The organism is Mycobacterium sp. (genome assembly GCF_019247635.1).
GTDB lineage: Bacteria > Actinomycetota > Actinomycetes > Mycobacteriales > Mycobacteriaceae > Mycobacterium.
In genome coordinates, this window is sequence record NZ_JAFBAR010000104.1 from 81,310 (window position 1) to 101,123 (window position 19,814).

18 protein-coding genes and 1 pseudogene are annotated in these 19,814 nt (G+C 67.9%); 12 read left to right on the forward strand and 7 right to left on the reverse strand.

Going from position 1 to position 19,814, the window contains the following annotated elements:
* Positions 1–308 precede the first annotated feature (308 nt).
* The 3 genes from hypB to JO236_RS17260 form a co-directional block, all read right to left on the reverse strand.
* Positions 309–1,100, reverse strand: a complete 792-nt coding sequence (gene hypB, locus JO236_RS17250) for a hydrogenase nickel incorporation protein HypB (protein ID WP_293332949.1) — start codon at positions 1,098–1,100, stop codon at positions 309–311.
* Between the two features lie 65 nt (positions 1,101–1,165).
* Positions 1,166–1,501 (reverse strand): hydrogenase maturation nickel metallochaperone HypA, encoded by a 336-nt coding sequence (locus JO236_RS17255; protein ID WP_293332952.1) that lies wholly within the window; start codon positions 1,499–1,501, stop codon positions 1,166–1,168.
* A 55-nt stretch (positions 1,502–1,556) separates the two neighbouring features.
* Positions 1,557–2,669, reverse strand: a complete 1,113-nt coding sequence (locus JO236_RS17260; protein ID WP_293332955.1) for a HoxN/HupN/NixA family nickel/cobalt transporter — start codon at positions 2,667–2,669, stop codon at positions 1,557–1,559.
* A gap of 142 nt (positions 2,670–2,811) precedes the next feature.
* On the opposite strand from JO236_RS17260, the gene JO236_RS17265 reads away from it, so the two are divergent.
* Positions 2,812–3,303: a Fur family transcriptional regulator gene (locus tag JO236_RS17265; RefSeq protein ID WP_293332958.1), complete on the forward strand. Its 492-nt coding sequence runs from the start codon at positions 2,812–2,814 to the stop codon at positions 3,301–3,303.
* Here the strand turns inward: JO236_RS17265 and mtr are convergent.
* Together mtr and JO236_RS17275 are read right to left on the reverse strand one after the other, a co-directional pair.
* Positions 3,300–4,679: a mycothione reductase gene (mtr, locus tag JO236_RS17270; RefSeq protein ID WP_293332961.1), complete on the reverse strand. Its 1,380-nt coding sequence runs from the start codon at positions 4,677–4,679 to the stop codon at positions 3,300–3,302. The genes JO236_RS17265 and mtr overlap by 4 nt on opposite strands.
* Positions 4,680–4,683: 4 nt before the next feature.
* The gene (locus JO236_RS17275; protein WP_293333209.1) at positions 4,684–5,706 is read right to left on the reverse strand and encodes an alpha/beta hydrolase; all 1,023 of its coding nucleotides are present in this window, start codon (positions 5,704–5,706) and stop codon (positions 4,684–4,686) included.
* 180 nt (positions 5,707–5,886) lie between these two features.
* Between JO236_RS17275 and mqo the strand changes: the two genes are divergently transcribed.
* From mqo to JO236_RS17315, 8 genes and pseudogenes are all read left to right on the forward strand, one after another.
* On the forward strand, positions 5,887–7,371 hold the full coding sequence (gene mqo / locus JO236_RS17280; protein WP_293332964.1) for a malate dehydrogenase (quinone): 1,485 nt from the start codon (positions 5,887–5,889) through the stop codon (positions 7,369–7,371).
* Entirely contained in the window at positions 7,368–7,838 is a 471-nt protein-coding gene (locus JO236_RS17285) for a GNAT family N-acetyltransferase (protein WP_293332967.1), read from the forward strand. Before mqo ends, JO236_RS17285 begins: the two co-directional genes overlap by 4 nt.
* Positions 7,835–9,679: pseudogene (locus tag JO236_RS17290) on the forward strand (VWA domain-containing protein). The gene JO236_RS17285 and the pseudogene JO236_RS17290 overlap by 4 nt, the downstream one beginning before the upstream one ends.
* A 21-nt stretch (positions 9,680–9,700) precedes the next feature.
* Positions 9,701–10,324 (forward strand): cob(I)yrinic acid a,c-diamide adenosyltransferase, encoded by a 624-nt coding sequence (gene cobO / locus JO236_RS17295; RefSeq protein WP_293332970.1) that lies wholly within the window; start codon positions 9,701–9,703, stop codon positions 10,322–10,324.
* 112 nt (positions 10,325–10,436) lie between these two features.
* Entirely contained in the window at positions 10,437–11,822 is a 1,386-nt protein-coding gene (locus JO236_RS17300; protein WP_293333212.1) for a cobyrinate a,c-diamide synthase, read from the forward strand.
* Positions 11,819–13,012, forward strand: coding sequence for a uroporphyrinogen-III C-methyltransferase (gene cobA / locus JO236_RS17305; RefSeq protein ID WP_293332974.1), 1,194 nt, complete (start codon positions 11,819–11,821; stop codon positions 13,010–13,012). The genes JO236_RS17300 and cobA overlap by 4 nt, the downstream gene beginning before the upstream one ends.
* Before the next feature lie 60 nt (positions 13,013–13,072).
* Positions 13,073–14,668: an MFS transporter gene (locus tag JO236_RS17310; protein WP_293332977.1), complete on the forward strand. Its 1,596-nt coding sequence runs from the start codon at positions 13,073–13,075 to the stop codon at positions 14,666–14,668.
* 39 nt (positions 14,669–14,707) lie between these two features.
* Entirely contained in the window at positions 14,708–16,456 is a 1,749-nt protein-coding gene (locus JO236_RS17315) for a proline--tRNA ligase (RefSeq protein ID WP_293332980.1), read from the forward strand.
* 21 nt (positions 16,457–16,477) lie between these two features.
* On the opposite strand, the gene JO236_RS17320 is transcribed toward JO236_RS17315, so the two are convergent.
* Entirely contained in the window at positions 16,478–16,969 is a 492-nt protein-coding gene (locus JO236_RS17320; protein WP_293332983.1) for a ferritin-like domain-containing protein, read from the reverse strand.
* Positions 16,966–17,517: a hypothetical protein gene (locus tag JO236_RS17325; RefSeq protein WP_293332986.1), complete on the reverse strand. Its 552-nt coding sequence runs from the start codon at positions 17,515–17,517 to the stop codon at positions 16,966–16,968. Before JO236_RS17325 ends, JO236_RS17320 begins: the two co-directional genes overlap by 4 nt.
* Before the next feature lie 187 nt (positions 17,518–17,704).
* On the opposite strand from JO236_RS17325, the gene rimP reads away from it, so the two are divergent.
* The 3 genes from rimP to JO236_RS17340 all read left to right on the forward strand — a co-directional run bounded on the left by rimP (position 17,705) and on the right by JO236_RS17340 (position 19,772).
* On the forward strand, positions 17,705–18,256 hold the full coding sequence (rimP, locus tag JO236_RS17330) for a ribosome maturation factor RimP (protein ID WP_293332989.1): 552 nt from the start codon (positions 17,705–17,707) through the stop codon (positions 18,254–18,256).
* Complete coding sequence (gene nusA, locus JO236_RS17335; RefSeq protein ID WP_293332992.1) at positions 18,253–19,296, forward strand: transcription termination factor NusA; 1,044 nt, start codon at positions 18,253–18,255, stop codon at positions 19,294–19,296. Before rimP ends, nusA begins: the two co-directional genes overlap by 4 nt.
* Positions 19,297–19,508: 212 nt before the next feature.
* Positions 19,509–19,772 carry a YlxR family protein gene (locus JO236_RS17340; protein WP_323802171.1) on the forward strand — a complete coding sequence of 88 codons (264 nt, stop codon included), beginning with the start codon at positions 19,509–19,511 and terminating at the stop codon, positions 19,770–19,772.
* Positions 19,773–19,814 lie beyond the last annotated feature (42 nt).

Genomic DNA, 19,814 nt, shown 5'->3' on the forward strand with positions numbered 1-19,814 from the left:
CAGCTTTCCGGGGACGGGCTGATGACCCCTACACCGCCGGAGTCGATCGTCGGCCCGCTTGCGCGGCGCTGTTTTCAGGCCTACTCCCGCCATTTGGAGTTGTCAACGGTTCGCCGCCGGCGGTCTAGTAGACAGGTGTTGCACAGTGGGTTGCCCTCGGCCTAATGACGTTGTCCCGCAGAGCATTTAGATCATCAGCAGCTGTGTCTGCGCCGAGGTCGGATCGGGCTGTCCGCAATGATGATTTGTTGTACTGCAAGCGATTTGCAGGAGCAGGGTTCTGCAAACCACTTGCAACTGTGTGTCGGTCAGGCCGTGGCGTGGCCCGCGGGCAGGTCTGCCATGAACCGTCGCAGCCAACCGAACCACGCCGCCATGCCGGCTCCCGTGCGGGCGCTGATGGGCAGGATTGTTGCCGTCGCGTTGACCTCGCGCACCCCCGCGACATAGGCGTCGACGTCAGTGTCGAGGTAGGGGACCAGGTCAATCTTGTTGAGTAGCACCACTTCTACGGATCGAAACATCACCGGGTATTTCAGCGGCTTGTCCTCACCCTCGGTGATGGAGTAGACCATGGCCTTCGCATGCTCGCCAACGTCGAATTCCGCCAGGCAGACCAGGTTGCCGACGTTTTCGATAATCACCAGGTCCAGGTTCGGCAGGTCCAAAGCGGGCAGTGCGCGGCTGACCATGGGCGCGTCCAGGTGACACTCACCGCCGAACCCGTTGCTGGTGTTGAGGAGTGACACCTGGGCCCCGCGGCCGCTGAGCTTGGCGGCGTCCAGATCCGTAGCGATGTCGCCCTCGATCACCCCGATCGAGAACTCGGCGGCCAGCGCCTCGAGCGTCGCCTGCAGCACGGTCGTCTTGCCCGATCCGGGCGAGCTCATCAGGTTCAGGGTGCGGATGCCGTTGCTCTCGAACGCCGCCCGGTTCGCGTTCGCCAGAACGTCGTTCTCGGCGAAGATGGCCTCCAACACCTCGACGCGCTGTGTCCCGGTGCGGTAGGCCCCAAAGTCCCCGTGATCCCCATGAGGGCCGTGGTCATGGTGTTCGTGTTCGTGCGCGGTGCCGTCGTCGTGGCGATGAAATCGACCCATTCTGAACACCTTTCACGGGAGCTTGTCAGGACGCGGACACCCCGTGCACCTGGAGGGATCCTCTATCATGAGACGTCCAGTGACGTCACCAAGAACTCGTTGCCGTGCAGCACCTCGACGTCGGTGCTGTCGCACTGCGGGCACCAGATCGACCAGGCCGACGTGATCGCCGACTGCCGGCCGCAGGCGCGACAGCGCACCTCGGCGGTGATGCACTCGAGCTCCAACTCGGCATCGGGCATGTCCTCGGAATCCCGGACCAGGGTCCAGCAGAACGACAGCGATTCGGGAACCACCTGACGAAGAGCGCCGATCCGGACCCGGACCACGTCGACATGGCGGCCGTCGGCGTGCGTTTTGACGACGTCGGCGATGGCTTCGCACAGCGAGAGTTCATGCACTGCCGGTCACCGCCATGAAAACGTTTCTACACCCGTTTCTAGACCCGAATCGGCGCTACCCAGAAGCTCGCGACATCCACCTGTCCTCGATCCGGCCCCAGTGCCAGACGAGCAGCGCGAGGGCCCAGGTGAAGACGAACATGCCGACGACCACGAAACCGACGGTGTTGAGGTCGAGACCGGCAAGCCAGTCCCAGAACGGTCCCCGCCACCCCAGCTGGCCCGCGAACAGGCCCAACAGTTCGACGCTGCCGATGAGCAGGGCGACGGCCACCGACAGAGCGGTGATGGTGATGTTGTAGTAGATCTTGCGCACAGGGTTGGCGAAGGCCCACCCGTAGGCGAAGTTCATGAACGAGCCGTCGATGGTGTCCAGCAGGCACATGCCGGCGGTGAACAGCACCGGCAGGCACAGGATGGCGTACCAAGGCAGCCCCGCCGCCGCGCTCGTCCCCGCCAGCACCAGCAGCGCGATCTCGGTGGCCGTGTCGAAGCCCAGCCCGAACAGCAAGCCGACCGGGTACATGTGCCAGGACTTGGTAATCGACTTGGTGACCCGGCCCAGAAACCGGTTGATCAACCCGCGACTGTTGAGTTGCTGTTCGAGTTCGGCCTCGACGTACTCCCCCCGGCGCAGTCGCGCGAATACGCGCAGGATACCGACCAGGACGACGATGTTAAGGATGGCAATCAGATAGAGGAACACCCCGGACACCGAAGTGCCGATCAACCCGGTGTAGTGATGCAGCGTGGAGGAGTCATCCTCGACCGGGCCGACGATGGCCTTGACCCCGATCGCCAGCAACAGCGCGAGCCCGAAGACCACCGTGGAGTGGCCGAGTGAGAAGAAGAACCCGACGGCCAGCGGGCGTTGTCCGTCGCTCATCAGCTTGCGGGTGGTGTTGTCGATGGCCGCGATATGATCGGCGTCGAACGCGTGCCGCATGCCCAAGGTGTAGGCGGTGAGGCCCACGCCCACGCCAAACGCTTTGCCGCCCAGGCTGAGCCGTTCGGGTTCGACGACGCAGACCAGGATGATCCAGCCGATCAGGTGGAGCGCGACAATGACCGCCGCCATCGATGCGAGCCGCCACCACTCCGCCGGCGACAAGGCATCGCGCAATTGCGACCACCGCGACGACGGGCGGGCTAGCTCACTGCTGGTCATGTCGGTCCTTCCAACATCGGAGAGAACACAACAGTGCCGACTGTAGGTTCGTTGCGACGCTGGATGCAAGTAGCTCGCAAGACGGGCTGCGAGGCCGAAAGCCAGACTGGCAATCGCGGGTGTCCGGCGCGACACTGAACGGGTGACGTCGAAGCCGTCGGCTCTGGACCCGGCCGTCACCGAACGCATCGGTGATCTGCTGCGCGCCCGTGGGCTGCGGCGGATGGCCTCGCGGATCCAGGTGTTAGCTGTTCTCGAGCCGGTCAACGGCCATCTGCCCGTGGCGGAAATCCATCAGCGGCTGCGCGCGGAGCTGCCACCCGGCGCCCAGCTCCCGGACCTGGCGACCATTTACCGGACGGTGACCACTCTGGTCGAGCAGGGGGTGCTGCACGCGTTGACCCTGGACGGCGGTGTGACCACCTACGGGTTGGCGACCGCCCCGCACCACCATGCGGTGTGCACCCGCTGCGGCTCGATCATCGAGGTGCCGGCGGGCCGGCTCAGCTCGGCACTGGAGCACGCCATGGCGGGTAGTTCGTTCGCGCTGTCGGAACGGGCCGGCCTGACGCTGCACGGCCTGTGTCCGCAGTGCCAGGACCTGGGCAACGATCCGCGGCCGCGTAGCGGCTAGCGCAGCCCCAGCAAGGCGTTTTCCACCACCTCGGGCAGTGCCGGGTGGATCCAGTACTGGCCGCGGGCCATTTCCGGGGCAGTGAGCCCAAAGCTCATCGCTTGGATCAGCGGCTGGATGATCGAGGATGCCTGGTGGCCCATGATATGCGCACCCAGCAGGCATCCGCTGTTGCGTTCGGCGACGAGCTTCACGATCCCGATGGTGTCTTCCATCGCCCAGCCGTATGCCACGTCGGAATAGTCTTGTATCGTGACAGACACGTCGAAACCCCTTGCAATGGCCTGATTTTCGGTCAGTCCCACGCTGGCGATCTGGGGATCGGTGAACACGGCCGAGGGCACGAATCGGTGGTCGGTGGCCGCCATCGACTCGGTGTCGTCCCAGTCGCAGAACAGATTGTGCTGCACGACGCGGGCCTCGTGGTTGGCGACGTGCTTGAGCTGATACGGCGAAGAGACGTCGCCCAGCGCGAAAACCCCACGTGCCGAGGTCCTTTGGTATTCATCGACCACAATGCGGCCGTCCGCGAGCTGCACGCCGGCCTGCTCGGCATTCAGCAGATCGGCGTTGGACATCCGGCCGGTGGCCACCAGCAACAGGTCGGCATCCAGCGTGGAACCGTCGTCGAGCTCCAGCGCCAGGCCGGAACCGCGATCGGTGGCGCCGACGACAGTGCGGTGGGTGCGCAGCTCCCACTTGCTCGAGGCGATGCGGGTGAACCGCTCGCAGATGGTGTCATCAGAGTGCCGCAGCATCGTTCCGCCCCGGATCACCAAGGTCACCCGCGTTCCCAGCGCGGAGAAGATGTGCGCGAATTCGGCTGCTATGTAACCACTCCCGATGATCACCAGGTGTTCGGGCAACTCCGCGATCCGCATGACGGTGTCGCTGGTGTGGTAGGCGACGCCGGAGGCGCGGATGGCCGGTGGGATGACGGCGCGCGTGCCCGCCGCGATGACAACCTGGTCGGCGGTGAACTCTTCACCGGCATCGGTGCGCAACAGATAGCGACCGTCGGGCTGAACCGGCCCGAAGTCGGTGTGCTGCCCGTACACGTCGACATTCGGCGTGGAGCGGCGATAATCCTCCCCGGCCATGGCGATTGGGTCGATCCGCCCGAAGACCCGCGAGACGATGTCGCTCCAGCGCACCCGGTCGATGCGCGCGTCGACGCCGTAGCGCGACGCCTCGCGGATGGTTGTGGCGACCTCGGCGGCGTAGACAAACATCTTCGTCGGGATGCATCCGACGTTGAGGCAGGTGCCACCGAATGTGCCCTGCTCGCAGATGGCGACCCTCTTGCCGGCATAGCGCTCGTTGAGAATGCTGTTGCCCGAACCGGTTCCGATGATCGCGATGTCGTAGGTCTCCACGCTGTCACCCCTTCCCAGACGACGCGGGCGCGTCGGTGTTATCGGTGTTGAGGTAGCCGTCCAGCCAGAGGTCCAGTACCCGATAGGCCATCCGGCGTGGCTCGGGCAGTGACAGGAACACGTCGTGTTTTGCATCGGTTACCGGAATGATGGTGGAGCGGTTGCCAATACAGCCCGCCCATCTGGCGATCTGGGTGACGTCGAGAACCGCGTCACCGCTTTGCATGGCCGTCGGGTCGGTGGTTTCCCGCACGCTGTGGTCCGACCGCAGGATTAGATTGGGCACACCGACGTCAAGCCCGCGATGCAGCCGCATCTGGCCGCGCCGCACGGCATGCAGCCAGCCCAGGGTGATCGGGAAGCCGCCCAACGGTTTCCACTGCAGGTTGTAGTCGAATTCACCGCCGTAGTCGCGGTGCAGGGTGGTGCCGTAACCGCCTTCGGAGGGCGGCCGGACCACGCCCTTGGAGCGCACCCGCGACAGGCCGGCAATCATCGCCGAGGTCACCGGCAGGCGCAGGATCGCCGGGCCATGGAGATCCAGGAACGGGCTGTTGAGAACCAGGCCGCGCACGCCGGCGGGTGCGCTGGGGCGCCGCCGGCGCAACCGGTCCAGCCATAACGACACGATCAGTCCACCGGCGGAGTGGCCGTACACCAGGACCGTGACGGGACGGCCCGGACGAGTTTGCTCGCCGATCACCTCCAGCGCGCGTTCGAGTTCCGCGTCGTAGTGCGACAGGTCGGTGATGAAGTGCGGGGTTTGCCCCTCGCGCCGCGACCGGCCGCACTTCTGCAGGTCCAGTGCATAGAAGGTGAAGCCGCGGGCGGCGAAGTGATCGGCCAGCGCGGTGTTGAAGAAGTAGTCGGTGTAGCCGTGCACCGCGAGGACCGCGTGATCGCCCCCGGCGATGGGGTCGCGTCGGATCAGGGTTGCGGCGACGTCGCCCTCGCCGGCGGGATCGGGTCCCAGCGGGATGGTGCACTGCCAGTAGCCAGGCAGGACGTCGGGCACCCAGCCAGTCACCCCAGCGGTCACGGGGCCAGCTTAAAGGGTGGGCCGGCTCTGCCTAGTGTGTTCGGGCGCGCCCGGTCAGCCGGGCGCGCCGGCCAGGTCGGCGAAGCCCCGGGGCTGCGGTCGACACGAGGGCCCACCTCGGCCGGGATAACCTGACATCGGCACAGCAAAGGAAGGGTGCAAAATCCGGTGACACAGCGAGCCAGGACCGCTGACGTCGTGCTGGTCGGCGCGGGCATCATGAGCGCCACGCTGGGAGCGTTGCTGCGACGGCTGGAGCCGGACTGGTCGATCACCCTGATCGAGCGACTGGACGCGGTCGGTGCCGAAAGCAGCAATGCCTGGAACAACGCCGGAACCGGGCACGCCGGGCTGTGCGAGATGAACTACACCCCGCAGCTTCCGGACGGTTCGATCGACATCAGCAAAGCGGTGCAGATCAACGAGCAGTTCCAGGTGACGCGGCAGTTCTGGGCCTACGCCGTCGAGAACGGCATCCTGACCGACGTGCGCGGCTTCCTGCGCCCCGTCCCGCACGTCAGTTTCGTGCATGGGGCGCAGCGGGTCGACTATCTGCGGCGCCGACAACGTGCGCTGGCGCACAATCCGCTGTTTGCCGGCACCGAGTTCATCGACGATCCGGACGAGTTTGCCCGTCGGCTGCCGTTCATGGCCGCCAAGCGTGACTTCCGCGAGCCGGCCGCCCTCAACTGGGCCGCCGACGGCACCGACGTCGACTTCGGCGCGCTGGCCCGACAGCTCGTCGCGTTCTGTGTGCGCGACGGCGCGACCGCGCTCTTCGGGCACGAGGTGCGTAACTTGTCGCGCCGGCCCGACGGCCGCTGGACGTTGGCCGTCGCCAATCGTCGTACCGGCGAAAGGTGCGACCTGAACGCAAAATTCGTGTTCGTCGGTGCCGGGGGTGCCGCGCTGCCGTTGCTGCAGAAGTCCGACATCGGGGAAATCAGGGGTTTCGCGGGCTTCCCGATCGGCGGCCGGTTCCTCCGCACCCGCAACCCCACATTCACCGCCGCGCACCGGGCCAAGGTGTACGGCTCGCCGTCGCCGGGAGCCCCGCCGCTGGGGGCGCTGCACCTGGATCTGCGTTTCGTCGACGGTAAGGAGTGGCTGGTGTTCGGTCCGTTTGCGGGCTGGTCACCGAAGTTCTTGAAGCATGGCCACCGCACCGATCTGCCCAGGTCGGTCAGGTCCGCCAACCTGCGGTCGATGCTCGGCGTGGGCGTCACCGAGTTGGCGCTGCTCAACTATCTGATCGGCCAATTGCGGCTTTCCCAAGCCGATCGGGTCGACGTGTTGCGCGAATTCGCGCCCGGCGCAACCGATTCGGACTGGGAGCCGACGGTGGCCGGTCAGCGCGTGCAGGTGATCCGCCGCGACAAACGCCGCGGCGGTGTGCTCGACTTCAGCACTACCGTGGTGGGATCGGCCGACGGCAGCATCGCCGGGCTGCTCGGCGGCTCGCCGGGCGCCTCGACCGCGGTGCCGATCATGCTCGACGTGCTGCACGGCTGCTTTGCCGACCGGTATCAGGCCTGGCTGCCCACGCTCAGAGACATGGTTCCGTCATTGGGAGCCAAGCTGTCTCACGAGCCGGCCCTATATGAGGAGGTGCGCACTTGGAGCGCCAAGGTGTTGGAGCTAGGCACGTTATGACCGAATCGCTGCGCCGCGTCTGGGCCAAAGACCTCGACGTCCCAACCCTTTACGAGCTGCTCAAGCTCAGGGTGGAGGTCTTCGTGGTCGAACAGGCCATCCCCTACCCGGAGCTAGACGGACGCGACCTACTCGCCGAGACTCGGCACTTCTGGCTGGAAACGGCAGAGGGCGAGGTCATTTGCACCCTGCGGCTGATGGAGGAGCACGCGGGAGGCGAGAAGGTGTTCCGGATCGGCCGGCTGTGCACCAAACGCGAGGCGCGCGGCAAAGGGCACACCACGCGGCTGCTGCGCGCCGCCCTGGCCGAGGTGGGCGACTACCCATGCCGGATCAACGCGCAGACCTATCTGGCGGAGATGTACGCACAGCACGGTTTCGTCCGTGACGGGGAGGATTTTCTCGACGACGGAGTCCCGCACGTGCCGATGCTGCGGCCGGGCAGCCGTCGGTTGGCGAAGCCGTGAAGCCGTATCCGTTTAGCGCGATCGTCGGGCACGACCAGCTGCGGTTGGCGCTGCTGCTGTGTGCCGTGCGTCCTGAGATCGGCGGGGCCCTGGTCCGCGGCGAAAAGGGCACTGCGAAATCGACGGCCGTGCGCGGGCTCGCCGCGTTGCTGGCCGCGGCGACCGGTGGCCCGGACAGCGGCCTGGTCGAGATGCCCCTGGGTGCCACCGAGGACCGGGTGATCGGATCGTTGGATCTGCAGCGGGTGCTGCGCGACGGGGAGCACGCGTTTTCGCCCGGGCTGCTGGCCCGTGCTCACGGCCGCGTGCTCTATGTCGACGAGGTCAACCTGCTGCACGACCATCTCGTCGACGTGCTGCTCGACGCCGCCGCGATGGGTCGGGTGCACATCGAGCGTGACGGCATCTCCCATTCACACGAGTCCCGGTTCGTGCTGATCGGCACGATGAATCCGGAGGAGGGCGAACTGCGCCCACAGCTGCTGGACCGGTTTGGTCTTACTGTCGACGTGCACGCCTCCCGCGACGTCGACGTGCGGGTGCAGGTCATCCGGCAGCGGATGGCCTACGAGGCCGACCCGGACGGGTTCGCCGACCGCTACGCCGACGCCGACGCCGAGCTGGCCCGCCGGATCGCCGCCGCGCGGGCACTTGTCGACGATGTGGTGTTGCCGGACAACGAGTTACGCCGCATCGCGACGCTGTGCGCGGCGTTTGACGTCGACGGCATGCGGGCCGATCTGGTGGTGGCACGCACCGCGGCCGCGCACGCCGCATGGCGGGCTGCCGACACCGTCGAGGAGCAGGACATCCGGGTGGCCGCCGAGCTGGCCTTGCCGCACCGACGGCGCCGCGACCCGTTCGACGACCACGGCATCAACCGCGACGAGTTGGATGAGGCGCTGGCGCGGGCCGGCGAATCCCAGGGTGACCCCGAGCCCGAACCCGACCCGCCGGGCGGCGGTGGCCAGTCCGCCAATGAATCAGCGCCGCAATCGAATTCGCATCCCACCTCGCAGCCTCCTAGCGCCCCGCGTCCCAGCGCACCGCCGTCGAAGACCTTCCGCACCCGCGCACTGACCGTGCCGGGGGTGGGTGAGGGCGCGCCGGGGCGGCGGTCGCGGGCCCGCAACAACTCCGGGAGCGTGGTGGCGGCCGCCGACGCCAGCGACCCAAACGCACACGGGCTGCACCTATTCGCCACGCTGCTCGCCGCCGCCGAGCGCGCGGCGGGTGCCGGGCCGCTGCGTCCCCATCGGGGCGACGTGCGCCGAGCAGTCCGCGAGGGACGCGAGGGCAACCTGGTGATCTTCGTCGTCGACGCGTCCGGCTCGATGGCAGCGCGGGATCGGATGGCCGCCGTCGGCGGTGCCACGCTGTCGCTGTTGCGCGACGCCTACCAGCGGCGGGACAAGGTGGCGGTGATCACCTTCCGCCAGCGCGAGGCGCGGCTGTTGCTTCCGCCGACGTCGTCGGCGCACATCGCCGGCCGGCGACTGGCGCGGTTCGACACTGGCGGCAGAACGCCCCTCGCCGAGGGCCTGCTGGCCGCGCGCGCACTGATCGTCCGGGAAAGGGTGCGCGACAAGGCCCGGCGCCCGCTGGTGGTGGTGCTCACCGATGGCCGAGCCACCGCGGGGCCGGATCCGTTGGGCCGCAGCCGAATCGCGGCGGCCCGACTGGTCGCCTAGGGCGTGGCCGCGGTGGTGGTGGACTGTGAGACGTCGCATGTGCGGCTGGGGCTGGCCGGGCAGCTGGCCCGCCAGCTTGGCGCGCCGACCGTGCGGCTCGGGCAGTTGCACGCCGACCATCTCACGCGGGCCGTGCGCAGCGTGGCCTGAGCAAGCGAGAGATAACCGTCCATGCCCCAGGGAAATCCGCTCCAGGTGCCCGACGACGGCTTGACCACCCGGGCTCGGCGCAACGCGCCGATCCTGGCGGTGCACACCGGTGCGGGCAAGGGCAAGTCGACCGCGGCGTTCGGGATGGCGTTGCGGGCGTGGAACATCGGATTGGACATCGCGGTCTTTCAGTTCGTCAAGAGCGCCAAGTGGAAGGTGGGTGAGGAGGCGGCGTTTCGCCAACTCGGCCAGCTGCACGACCAGAACGGGGTCGGCGGCGCGGTGGAATGGCACAAGATGGGTGCGGGCTGGTCCTGGACGCGTAAGCCGCACACGGCCGGCGGCGACGCCGACCACGCCGCCGTGGCTGCCGACGGCTGGGCGGAGATCGCGCGCCGGCTGGCCGCGCAACGCCACGACTTCTATGTGCTCGACGAATTCACCTACCCGCTGAAGTGGGGCTGGATCGACGTCGACGACGTGGTGGACGTCCTGCTGGCAAGGCCCGGCCACCAGCATGTGGTGATCACCGGGCGCGACGCCCCACCGCGGCTTGTGGAGGCCGCCGACCTGGTCACCGACATGACCAAGGTCAAGCACCCGATGGACGCCGGCCGCAAGGGGCAGAAGGGCATCGAGTGGTGAGCGCGGTCTCGCCTCCTGGCGAGCTGGGGGCACCTCCCGCTTGCGAGGGAGCGTGTCGGTGCGACGACACGCCGTGTCGCGTGGCATTGGGCGCACGCTCGCGGGTCGTGACGTGACACCCGCGGTGGTGATTGCCGCACCCGCGTCGGGCAGCGGAAAGACCACGATCGCAACGGGTTTGATCGGCGCGCTGCGTCAGGCGGGCCACGCGGTCGCGCCGTTCAAGGTCGGCCCGGACTTCATCGACCCCGGCTACCACGCCCTGGCCGCCGGGCGGCCCGGCCGCAACCTCGACCCCGTATTGGTCGGGGACGGGCTCATCGGCCCGCTCTACGCGCACGGCACCCGCGACGCGGACGTCGCCGTGATCGAGGGCGCGATGGGCCTGTTCGACGGGCGCATCGATCCGTCCGCGACCATCCCGGCGACAGGCTCCACCGCGCACGTCGCGGGCCTGCTGGGCGCGCCGGTGCTGCTGGTGGTCGATGCGCGCGGCCAGAGCCACAGCATCGCCGCACTGCTGCAGGGCTTTGCCACGTTCGACAACACCATCCGGATAGCCGGGGTGATCCTCAACCGGGTCGGGTCGCAACGGCATGAGCAAGTGCTGCGACAGGCGTGCGAGCAGACCGGAGTGCCGGTGCTGGGTGCCATTCCCCGCACCGACGAATTGCAGCTTCCGACAAGGTATCTGGGTCTGGTGACCGCAGCGGAGTACGGCCGTCATGCGCAACTGGCGGTCGAGGCGATGACGGCGCTGGTGGCCCGCCACGTCGACCTCGGCGCGGTCATCAGGGCCGCCGGTGCCCGCTCGGTTGGCCCGTCGTGGGATCCCGCGGTAGCCGAGGTGCCGGGCCGGCGACCCACCGTCGCGCTGGCGGCGGGAAAGGCATTCAGCTTCGGCTACGCCGAGCACGCCGAGCTGTTGCGGGCCGCCGGTGCCGAAGTCGTCGAGTTCGACCCGCTGAGCGAAACACTGCCCGACGGGACGAGCGCGGTGCTGTTGCCGGGCGGTTTCCCCGAGCAGTTCGCCGCGGAGCTGTCCGGCAACGACGCGGTGCGCCGACAGATCAACGAGCTGGCGGCCAACGGCGCGCCGGTGCACGCCGAATGCGCCGGGCTCATTTATTTGGTCTCCGAACTCGACGGCTATCCGATGTGCGGTGTGCTGGGCGGGACGGCGCGGTTCACCCCGCACCTGAGGTTGGGGTACCGCGACGCCGTCGCGGTCGCGGACTCGGCGCTGTACTCGGTGGGGCAGCGGGTCGTGGGACACGAATTCCACCGCACCGCAGTCACATTCACCGAGAGCTACCAGCCAGCGTGGGTTTATCGGGGACACGACGTGGATTCCGTTCGCGACGGCTTGCTAGAAGGGGCGGTGCACGCCGGCGTGCACGCGGCGTACCTGCACACCCACCCCGCCGCGACCCCCGAGGCGGTGGCCCGCTTCGTCGCAAACGCCGCGGCTCACCCTCGCACTAAGCTTGCCCGGTGACCGAGAGCCCCTATCTGGTCGGATTGCGGCTGGCGGGCAAGAAGGTGGTCGTGGTCGGCGGGGGCACGGTCGCCCAGCGCCGGCTCCCGCTGCTCATCGCCAGCGGCGCGGACGTGCACGTCATCTCCCGCAGCGCCACCCGCGCGGTCGAGGCGATGGACGGCATCACGCTGTCGGTTCGCGAATACCGCGACGGCGACCTCGACGGAGCCTGGTATGCGATCGCGGCCACCGACGACCCGAAAGTGAACGCGGCCGTCGTCACCGAGGCCGATCGTCGCCGAATCTATTGCGTCCGCGCCGACATCGCGGTCGAGGGGAGTGCTGTTACTCCGGCGTCGTTCGCGTACGCAGGGTTGTCCGTGGGCGTGCTGGCCGGCGGCGAGCACCGACGGTCCGCGGCGATCCGATCGGCGATCCGCGAGGCATTGCAGCACGGCCTGATAACCGCCGAGAGCGCCGAAGACGCCGCGCGGGGCGGCGTAGCGCTGGTGGGCGGTGGCCCTGGCGATCCCGAGCTGATCACCGTCCGTGGCCGTCGCCTGTTGGCTCAGGCCGACGTCGTGGTCGCCGATCGACTGGCCCCACCCGAACTGCTCGCCGAACTGCCGCCGCACGTCGAAGTCATCGACGCCGCCAAGATCCCGTACGGCCGGGCCATGGCGCAGGACGCGATCAACGAGGCCATGATCGAGCGCGCCCGGTCCGGCAAGTTTGTGGTCCGCCTCAAGGGGGGTGATCCCTTCGTGTTCGCGCGGGGCTATGAGGAAGTGCTGGCGTGCGCTGAGGCCGGCGTCCCGGTCACCGTGGTGCCAGGTGTGACAAGCGCCATAGCCGTGCCGGCGATGGCCGGCGTTCCGGTCACACATAGGGCGACAAATCACGAGTTCGTGGTGGTCAGCGGACATCTGGCACCGGATCATCCCGAATCGTTAGTGAATTGGAATGCGCTGGCCGCCCTGAGCGGCACGATTGTTTTGCTGATGGCAGTGGAACGCATCGAACTTTTTGTCGAAGTTCTGCTAAAGGGGGGCCGACCTGCGGATACGCCGGTGCTCGTGGTCCAACACGGAACTACCGCAGCTCAGCAGACGTTGCGGGCGACTCTTGCCGACACGCCGGGGAAGGTCCGTGCGGAGGGGATCCGACCTCCGGCGATCGTCGTCATCGGGCCGGTAGCGGGCCTGTAAACGGGACGAGTGGCGTTCGCCGTTTAAACAATTCTTAAGATTACTGTAAGGTAACCCGCTATGACGGCTCTCAACGACACAGAGCGAGCAGCCCAGAATTGGACCTCTGCTGCCCGCCCCGATCGTCCAGCCCCGATGCGCCAGGAGCGCCCGGCGGAGGCCGCTTCAGATCGTATGAGCAGGTACTACCCCACGTGGCTGCCCTCTCGACGCTTCATCGCAGCAGTCATCGCGATCGGTGGCATGCAGCTGCTGGCCACCATGGACAGCACCGTCGCCATCGTCGCGCTTCCTAAGATCCAGAACGAGCTGAGCCTGTCCGACGCCGGTCGTAGCTGGGTGATCACCGCCTACGTGCTGACCTTCGGCGGACTGATGCTGCTCGGCGGGCGCCTCGGCGACACCATCGGGCGCAAGCGGACGTTCATCGTCGGCGTCGCGCTGTTCACCATCTCGTCGGTGTTGTGCGCGGTGGCCTGGGACGAGGTGACGCTGGTCATCGCCCGGCTCTCGCAGGGCATCGGTTCGGCCATCGCCTCGCCCACCGGTCTCGCACTGGTGGCCACCACGTTCTCGAAGGGACCGGCCCGCAATGCCGCCACCGCGGTGTTCGCCGCGATGACTGCCATCGGTTCGGTGATGGGCCTGGTGGTCGGCGGAGCGCTCACCGAGGTGTCCTGGCGGTTGGCGTTCCTGGTGAACGTCCCCATCGGGCTGGTGATGATCTACCTGGCCCGGACCGCACTGCGGGAAACCAACCGCGAGCGGATGAAGCTCGACGCCACCGGCGCCGTGCTGGCCACGCTCGCCTGCACCGCCGCCGTTTTCGCCTTCTCGATGGGGCCGGAAAAGGGCTGGATCTCGGTCACCACCATCGGCTCGGGCCTGATTGCCTTGGCCGCAGCCATCGCCTTCGCCGTCGTGGAACGCACCGCCGAAAACCCCGTCATCCCATTCGACCTGTTCCGCGACCGCAACAGGCTGGTCACGTTCTGCGCAATCTTCCTGGCCGGTGGCGTCATGTTCAGCCTGACCGTGTGCATCGGCCTGTACGTGCAGGACATCCTGGGATACAGCGCGCTGCGCGCCGGCGTCGGCTTCATCCCGTTCGTCATCGCCATGGGCATCGGGCTGGGTCTGTCGTCGCAGCTGGTGTCGCGATTTTCGCCGCGGGTGCTGACGATCGGCGGTGGCTGGCTGCTGCTGGGGGCGATGGTGTACGGATCGGTGTGCATGCACCGCGGTGCCCCCTACTTCCCGAACCTGGTCATGCCGATCGTCGTCGGCGGCATCGGCATCGGCATGGTGGTGGTCCCGCTGACGCTCTCGGCGATCGCGGGCGTCGGATTCGACCAGATCGGCCCGGTGTCCGCGCTCACCCTGATGCTGCAGAGCCTGGGCGGGCCCCTGGTGCTGGCCGTCATCCAGGCAGTGATCACCTCGCGGACCCTGTACCTGGGCGGCACCACCGGCCCGGTGAAGTTCATGACCGACGGTCAGCTACACGCGCTCGACCACGGCTACACCTACGGGTTGCTGTGGGTCGCCGGAGCGGCCGTCATCGTCGGCTGCGCGGCGCTGTTCATCGGCTACACGCCTGAGCAGGTCGCGCACGCGCAGGAAGTCAAGGAAGCGATCGACGTCGGCGAGCTGTAGGCCACGTTTCCTCCGCATCCCCAGCTAGGCTTGCCGCCTGTGATCACCCGGATGTCCGAGCTGTTCCTGCGCACTTTGCGCGACGATCCCGCCGAGGCCGAAGTGGCCAGCCACAAATTGCTCGTTCGCGCCGGATACGTCCGACCCGTCGCGCCGGGCCTGTACAGCTGGTTGCCGCTGGGGCTGCGGGTGCTGCGCAACATCGAACGCGTGGTCCGCGACGAGATGAACGCCATCGGCGGGCAGGAGATCCTGTTTCCGGCCCTGCTGCCGCGCGGGCCGTACGAGACGACCAACCGGTGGACGGAGTACGGCGACGGGGTGTTCCGGCTCAAGGATCGTCGCGCCAACGACTACCTGCTGGGTCCCACGCATGAAGAGCTGTTCACCCTGACCGTCAAGGGCGAGTACAGCTCCTACAAGGACTTCCCGCTGGTCCTCTACCAAATCCAGAGCAAGTACCGCGACGAGGCGCGGCCCCGCGCCGGCATCCTGCGGGCCAGAGAATTCGTCATGAAGGACTCCTACTCCTTCGACGTCGACTCCGCCGGACTCAAAGCCGCCTACCACGCGCACCGGGAGGCTTACCAACGCATCTTCGAACGCCTCCAAGTCCGCTACGTCATCGTCTCGGCGATGTCGGGCGCGATGGGCGGGAGCGCCTCGGAAGAGTTTCTGGCCGAGAGCCCGATCGGCGAGGACACCTTTGTGCGCTGCCTCGAGTCCGGGTATGCGGCCAACGTCGAGGCGGTCGTCACCGCGCGACCGGAGACACTGCCGTACGACGGGCTGCCCGAGGCGGTGGTGCACGACACCGGCGACACCCCGTCCATCGCCAGGCTGGTGGCCTGGGCCAACGAGGCCGGCCTGGGCCGCAGCGTCACCCCCGCGGACACCCTGAAGAACGTGCTGGTCAAGGTCCGCCAGCCCGGTGGTGACTGGGAACTGCTGGCCATCGGAGTGCCGGGCGACCGAGAGGTCGACGACAAGCGGCTGGCCGCGGCGCTGGAACCGGCCGAATATGCCCTACTCGATGACACCGACTTCGCCAAGTACCCGTTCCTGGTCAAAGGTTACATCGGGCCGAAAGCTTTGCGGGACAACGAGGTTCGCTATCTCGTCGACCCACGCGTGGTCGACGGCACCAGCTGGATCACCGGCGCGGACGAGCCCGGCCGCCATGTCGTGGGCCTGGTGGCCGGTCGCGATTTCACCGCCGACGGCACCATCGAGGCCGCCGAGGTGCGCGCGGGCGATCCCTCCCCGGACGGCGCCGGGCCGCTGGTCATGGCGCGCGGCATCGAGATCGGGCACATCTTCCAGCTCGGCCGCAAATACACCGACGCCTTCGCCGCCGACGTGCTCGGCGAGGACGGCAAGCCGGTGCGGTTGATCATGGGGTCCTACGGCATAGGGGTGTCGCGGCTGGTGGCTGTCGTCGCAGAACAACACCACGACGAGCTGGGCCTGCGCTGGCCCTCGGCGATCGCGCCGTTCACCCTGCACCTGGTGATCGCCAACAAGGACGCCGCGGCCCGCGCGGGCGCCACCGAGCTGGCGGGAGACCTGGACCGGTTGGGGTTCGAGGTGCTGCTCGACGACCGCCAGGCCTCGCCCGGCGTCAAGTTCAAGGACGCTGAGCTACTGGGCGTGCCCTGGATCGTCGTGGTGGGGCGGGGCTGGGCGGACGGCGTGGTCGAACTGCGCGACCGGTTTGGTGGCCAGACCCGCGAACTGGCTGTCGGCGCGTCGCTGGCCGCCGATATCGCGGCCCTGGTCACGGCCTAGCTACTCCGAGCTATTCGCGGGCTATTCGTTCCCGCCCGGGAAGGACGTGGTGATCGGCCACGCGCCCAGTACGTGGTTCCAGCGCGCCGCCAGCACCGCGCTCTGGGTCAGGGCCGTCGCGGCGAACGCCCGGTCATCCGCGGTGTCCGCGTGCTCGATCACGGCCCGCCACGCCGTCGCACCGTCGTTTTCCATCCGCACGGCCAGGCGTACCGCATCGGCCGGGCTGGCCACTTGCATCGGCAACTGGTAGCCGGCGGCGGCGACCGGGGCGGTAACGGAGCGTGCGGTCAGCATCGTGATGACGTCGTCGCGGCGTTGCCGGTGTTGCTCCAGCGCCTCGGCGACCATCCCGTTGACGCTGGGCGGCGACAGCGCGGACACGATGCCATAGCCGTAGATGGTCGCGTGTTCGACGGCCAACGCGTCGGACAGCGCGCTGTTGTCGGCGTCCTTGCCGCCGGCGGGAGCCAGCTTGGGGGTGGCGACCGGAGTCGGTTCGAACGACGTCATATCGACGGCCCGCCGGGCACCAGCGCCACCGTGTAGGACGCCATACAGGAGGCGGCGATCGAACCGAGCAGCCCCGCGCGGTAGCCCGACGTCGTGGCAACCAGGCGTGTGGCGCTGTCCGCGGAGGTGCGCAGGGCGTTGATCACATCGGACACGGCCGGCGGTGGTGGCGCCGGCTCGGTGGAAGTCGCGGCGGCACTCGCACTGCTCGACTCGCTGGTCGACGTGCCCCTGCCGGCCACCCGGAAGATCTCCGCGGCCAGCGTGGTGGCGTGCGCGGCGCGCTGGGTGGCGACCACGGTCAGCGCAGCGGCGATCTGCGGAGCGAGGCCGACGGCCCCCGCGGCCGCGGTGGCGAGGGCGCTGTCGCTCCTGGCCTGATCGAACGGCCCGCGCAGCTCTTCGACGGTGGACTGCTTGGACGCCGGGGTCCGTTCGCCGCAGGCCGACACCAAGCCCACAGCGCCCGCGAGCGCCCCCAGCACGCCAAGGGTCGCACCACCTGCGAGTACACCCCGCCTGCTGACGACGGGTTCTGGGCTGGGCACAGCAACATCCTGCCATTGCAACGACACCGGGGAGCGGTAGGCACGAGGGGGCGCGATCGCCCGACCTTGACTACGCGATCACGCCGTAAGGCGTGTTTCCTGGCGTATCGTTGGTAGCTAGATCTTTCGGATGCTCGCGGAGCACCATCCCGCAGACGACCGGACAACTCAAGATGAGGAGCTCGCCGTGACCACCGGGCTACCTTCCCAGACGCAGGTGATCGAGCTGCTCGGTGCAGAATTCGCGCGCGCCGGCTACGAGATCGAAGACGTGGTCATCGACAGCCGGGCCCGGCCCCCGCGGATTGCTGTCGTCGTCGACGGCGACACCGCGCTGGACCTGGACACCATCGCCCACCTCTCGCGTTCGGCCTCGGCTTTGCTGGATGGCTCGGACGTGCTTGACGGCATGCGGGACCAGTACGTCCTTGAGGTCAGTTCGCCCGGTGTGGAGCGGCCGCTGACCAGCGAGAAACACTTCCGTCGGGCCCGCGGCCGCAAGGTAGACCTGGTGCTGTCGGACGGATCCGCGCTCACCGGCCGCGTTGGCGAGACGCGCGGCGAGACGGTGGCGCTGGTGATCCGGGCTGGCCGGGGCTGGGCTGTCCGCGGGATCCCGATCAACGACATCGTCAAAGGTGTTGTCCAGGTTGAGTTTTCGCCACCAGCCCGAGCCGAGATGGAATTGTCGGGATTTTCCGAGGCGGGCCGAGTCACAGGGACGGAGGCCGGAACATGAACATCGACATGGCCGCGCTGCACGCGATCGTCGTGGATCGGGGCATCTCCGTGGACGATTTGCTCGAGGATGTTAAGGCGGCGCTGCTTACTGCGTACCGCCACACCCGCGGACACCAGAACGACGCGCGTATCGAGATTGACCGCAAAACGGGCGTGGCCCGTGTGGTGGCCACCGAAGTGGACGAAGACGGCCGAGTGATCAGTGAATGGGATGACACTCCCGACGACTTCGGCCGTATCGCCGCCACCACCGCCCGACAGGTGATGCTGCAGCGCTTTCGCGACGCCGAGAACGAGCGTACCTACGGCGAGTTCTCCACGCGGGAGGGCGAAATCGTCGCCGGGGTCATCCAGCGCGACAGCCGGGCCAACGCCCGCGGCCTGGTGGTTGTCCGGATGGGCAGTGAGACCAAGGCCTCCGAAGGGGTGATCCCGGCGGCCGAACAGGTTCCCGGCGAGAGCTACGAGCACGGCAACCGGCTGCGCTGCTACGTGGTCGGGGTGACGCGCGGGTCCCGCGAGCCGATGATCACGCTGTCGCGGACCCACCCCAACTTGGTGCGCAAGCTGTTCTCGCTGGAAGTGCCGGAGATCGCCGACGGGTCCGTGGAGATCGTCGCGGTTGCCCGCGAGGCAGGCCACCGCTCCAAGATCGCGGTGACGTCGCACGTGCCCGGCCTGAACGCCAAGGGCGCGTGCATCGGGCCCATGGGGCAACGGGTGCGCAACGTGATGAGTGAGCTTTCCCAGGAGAAGATCGACATCATCGATTACGACGAGGACCCGGCCCGGTTCGTCGCCAACGCGTTGTCGCCCGCGAAGGTGGTCTCGGTGTCCGTGATCGACCAGGCCGCCCGCGCCGCGCGTGTGGTCGTCCCCGACTTCCAGTTGTCACTGGCCATCGGCAAGGAGGGCCAAAACGCCCGATTGGCGGCACGGCTCACCGGGTGGCGCATCGACATCCGCGGTGATTCGCCGGAAACTTCGGCGGACCAGCCCGCGCACGGCGCCAGCCACGGGATCGCCCACAAGGGCTAGCCGGCAGGAGGGCGGGCCCGACGAGCTGCGCGCGGCGCCGCGTGCCGACATCACGGGCGGTTCGGACCATCGGGTCGGTGGCGCTAGACTGAGCCGTGATCCAGCGCGAGCCTTCGGCGTCGGCGCATCGTCACCCGGATTACCCCCGTGGACCGGTGCGGACATGTGTCGGGTGCCGGAAGCGAGAGTTGGCCGTCGAGCTGCTTCGAGTGGTGGCCGCGTCGACCGGGAACGGCACATACGCCGTAATCGTTGACACAGCCGGTAGCCTGCCGGGGCGGGGTGCGTGGCTGCATCCCGCGTCGCAGTGTGCGCAACAAGCGATTCGGCGGCGGGCTTTCACCAAAGCGCTGCGCATCGCCGGTTTACCGGACACCTCCGCGGTGGTCGAGCACATCGAGTTCCTCGGTGCGCCCGATCGCCCAGGCAACAGAACAGGTAGCGAAGAACATGAGCACACCGTGAAGTCCCGATGACCCCCATCGCCATGCGTTACAGCTAAACCCGAGGCGCGGCCC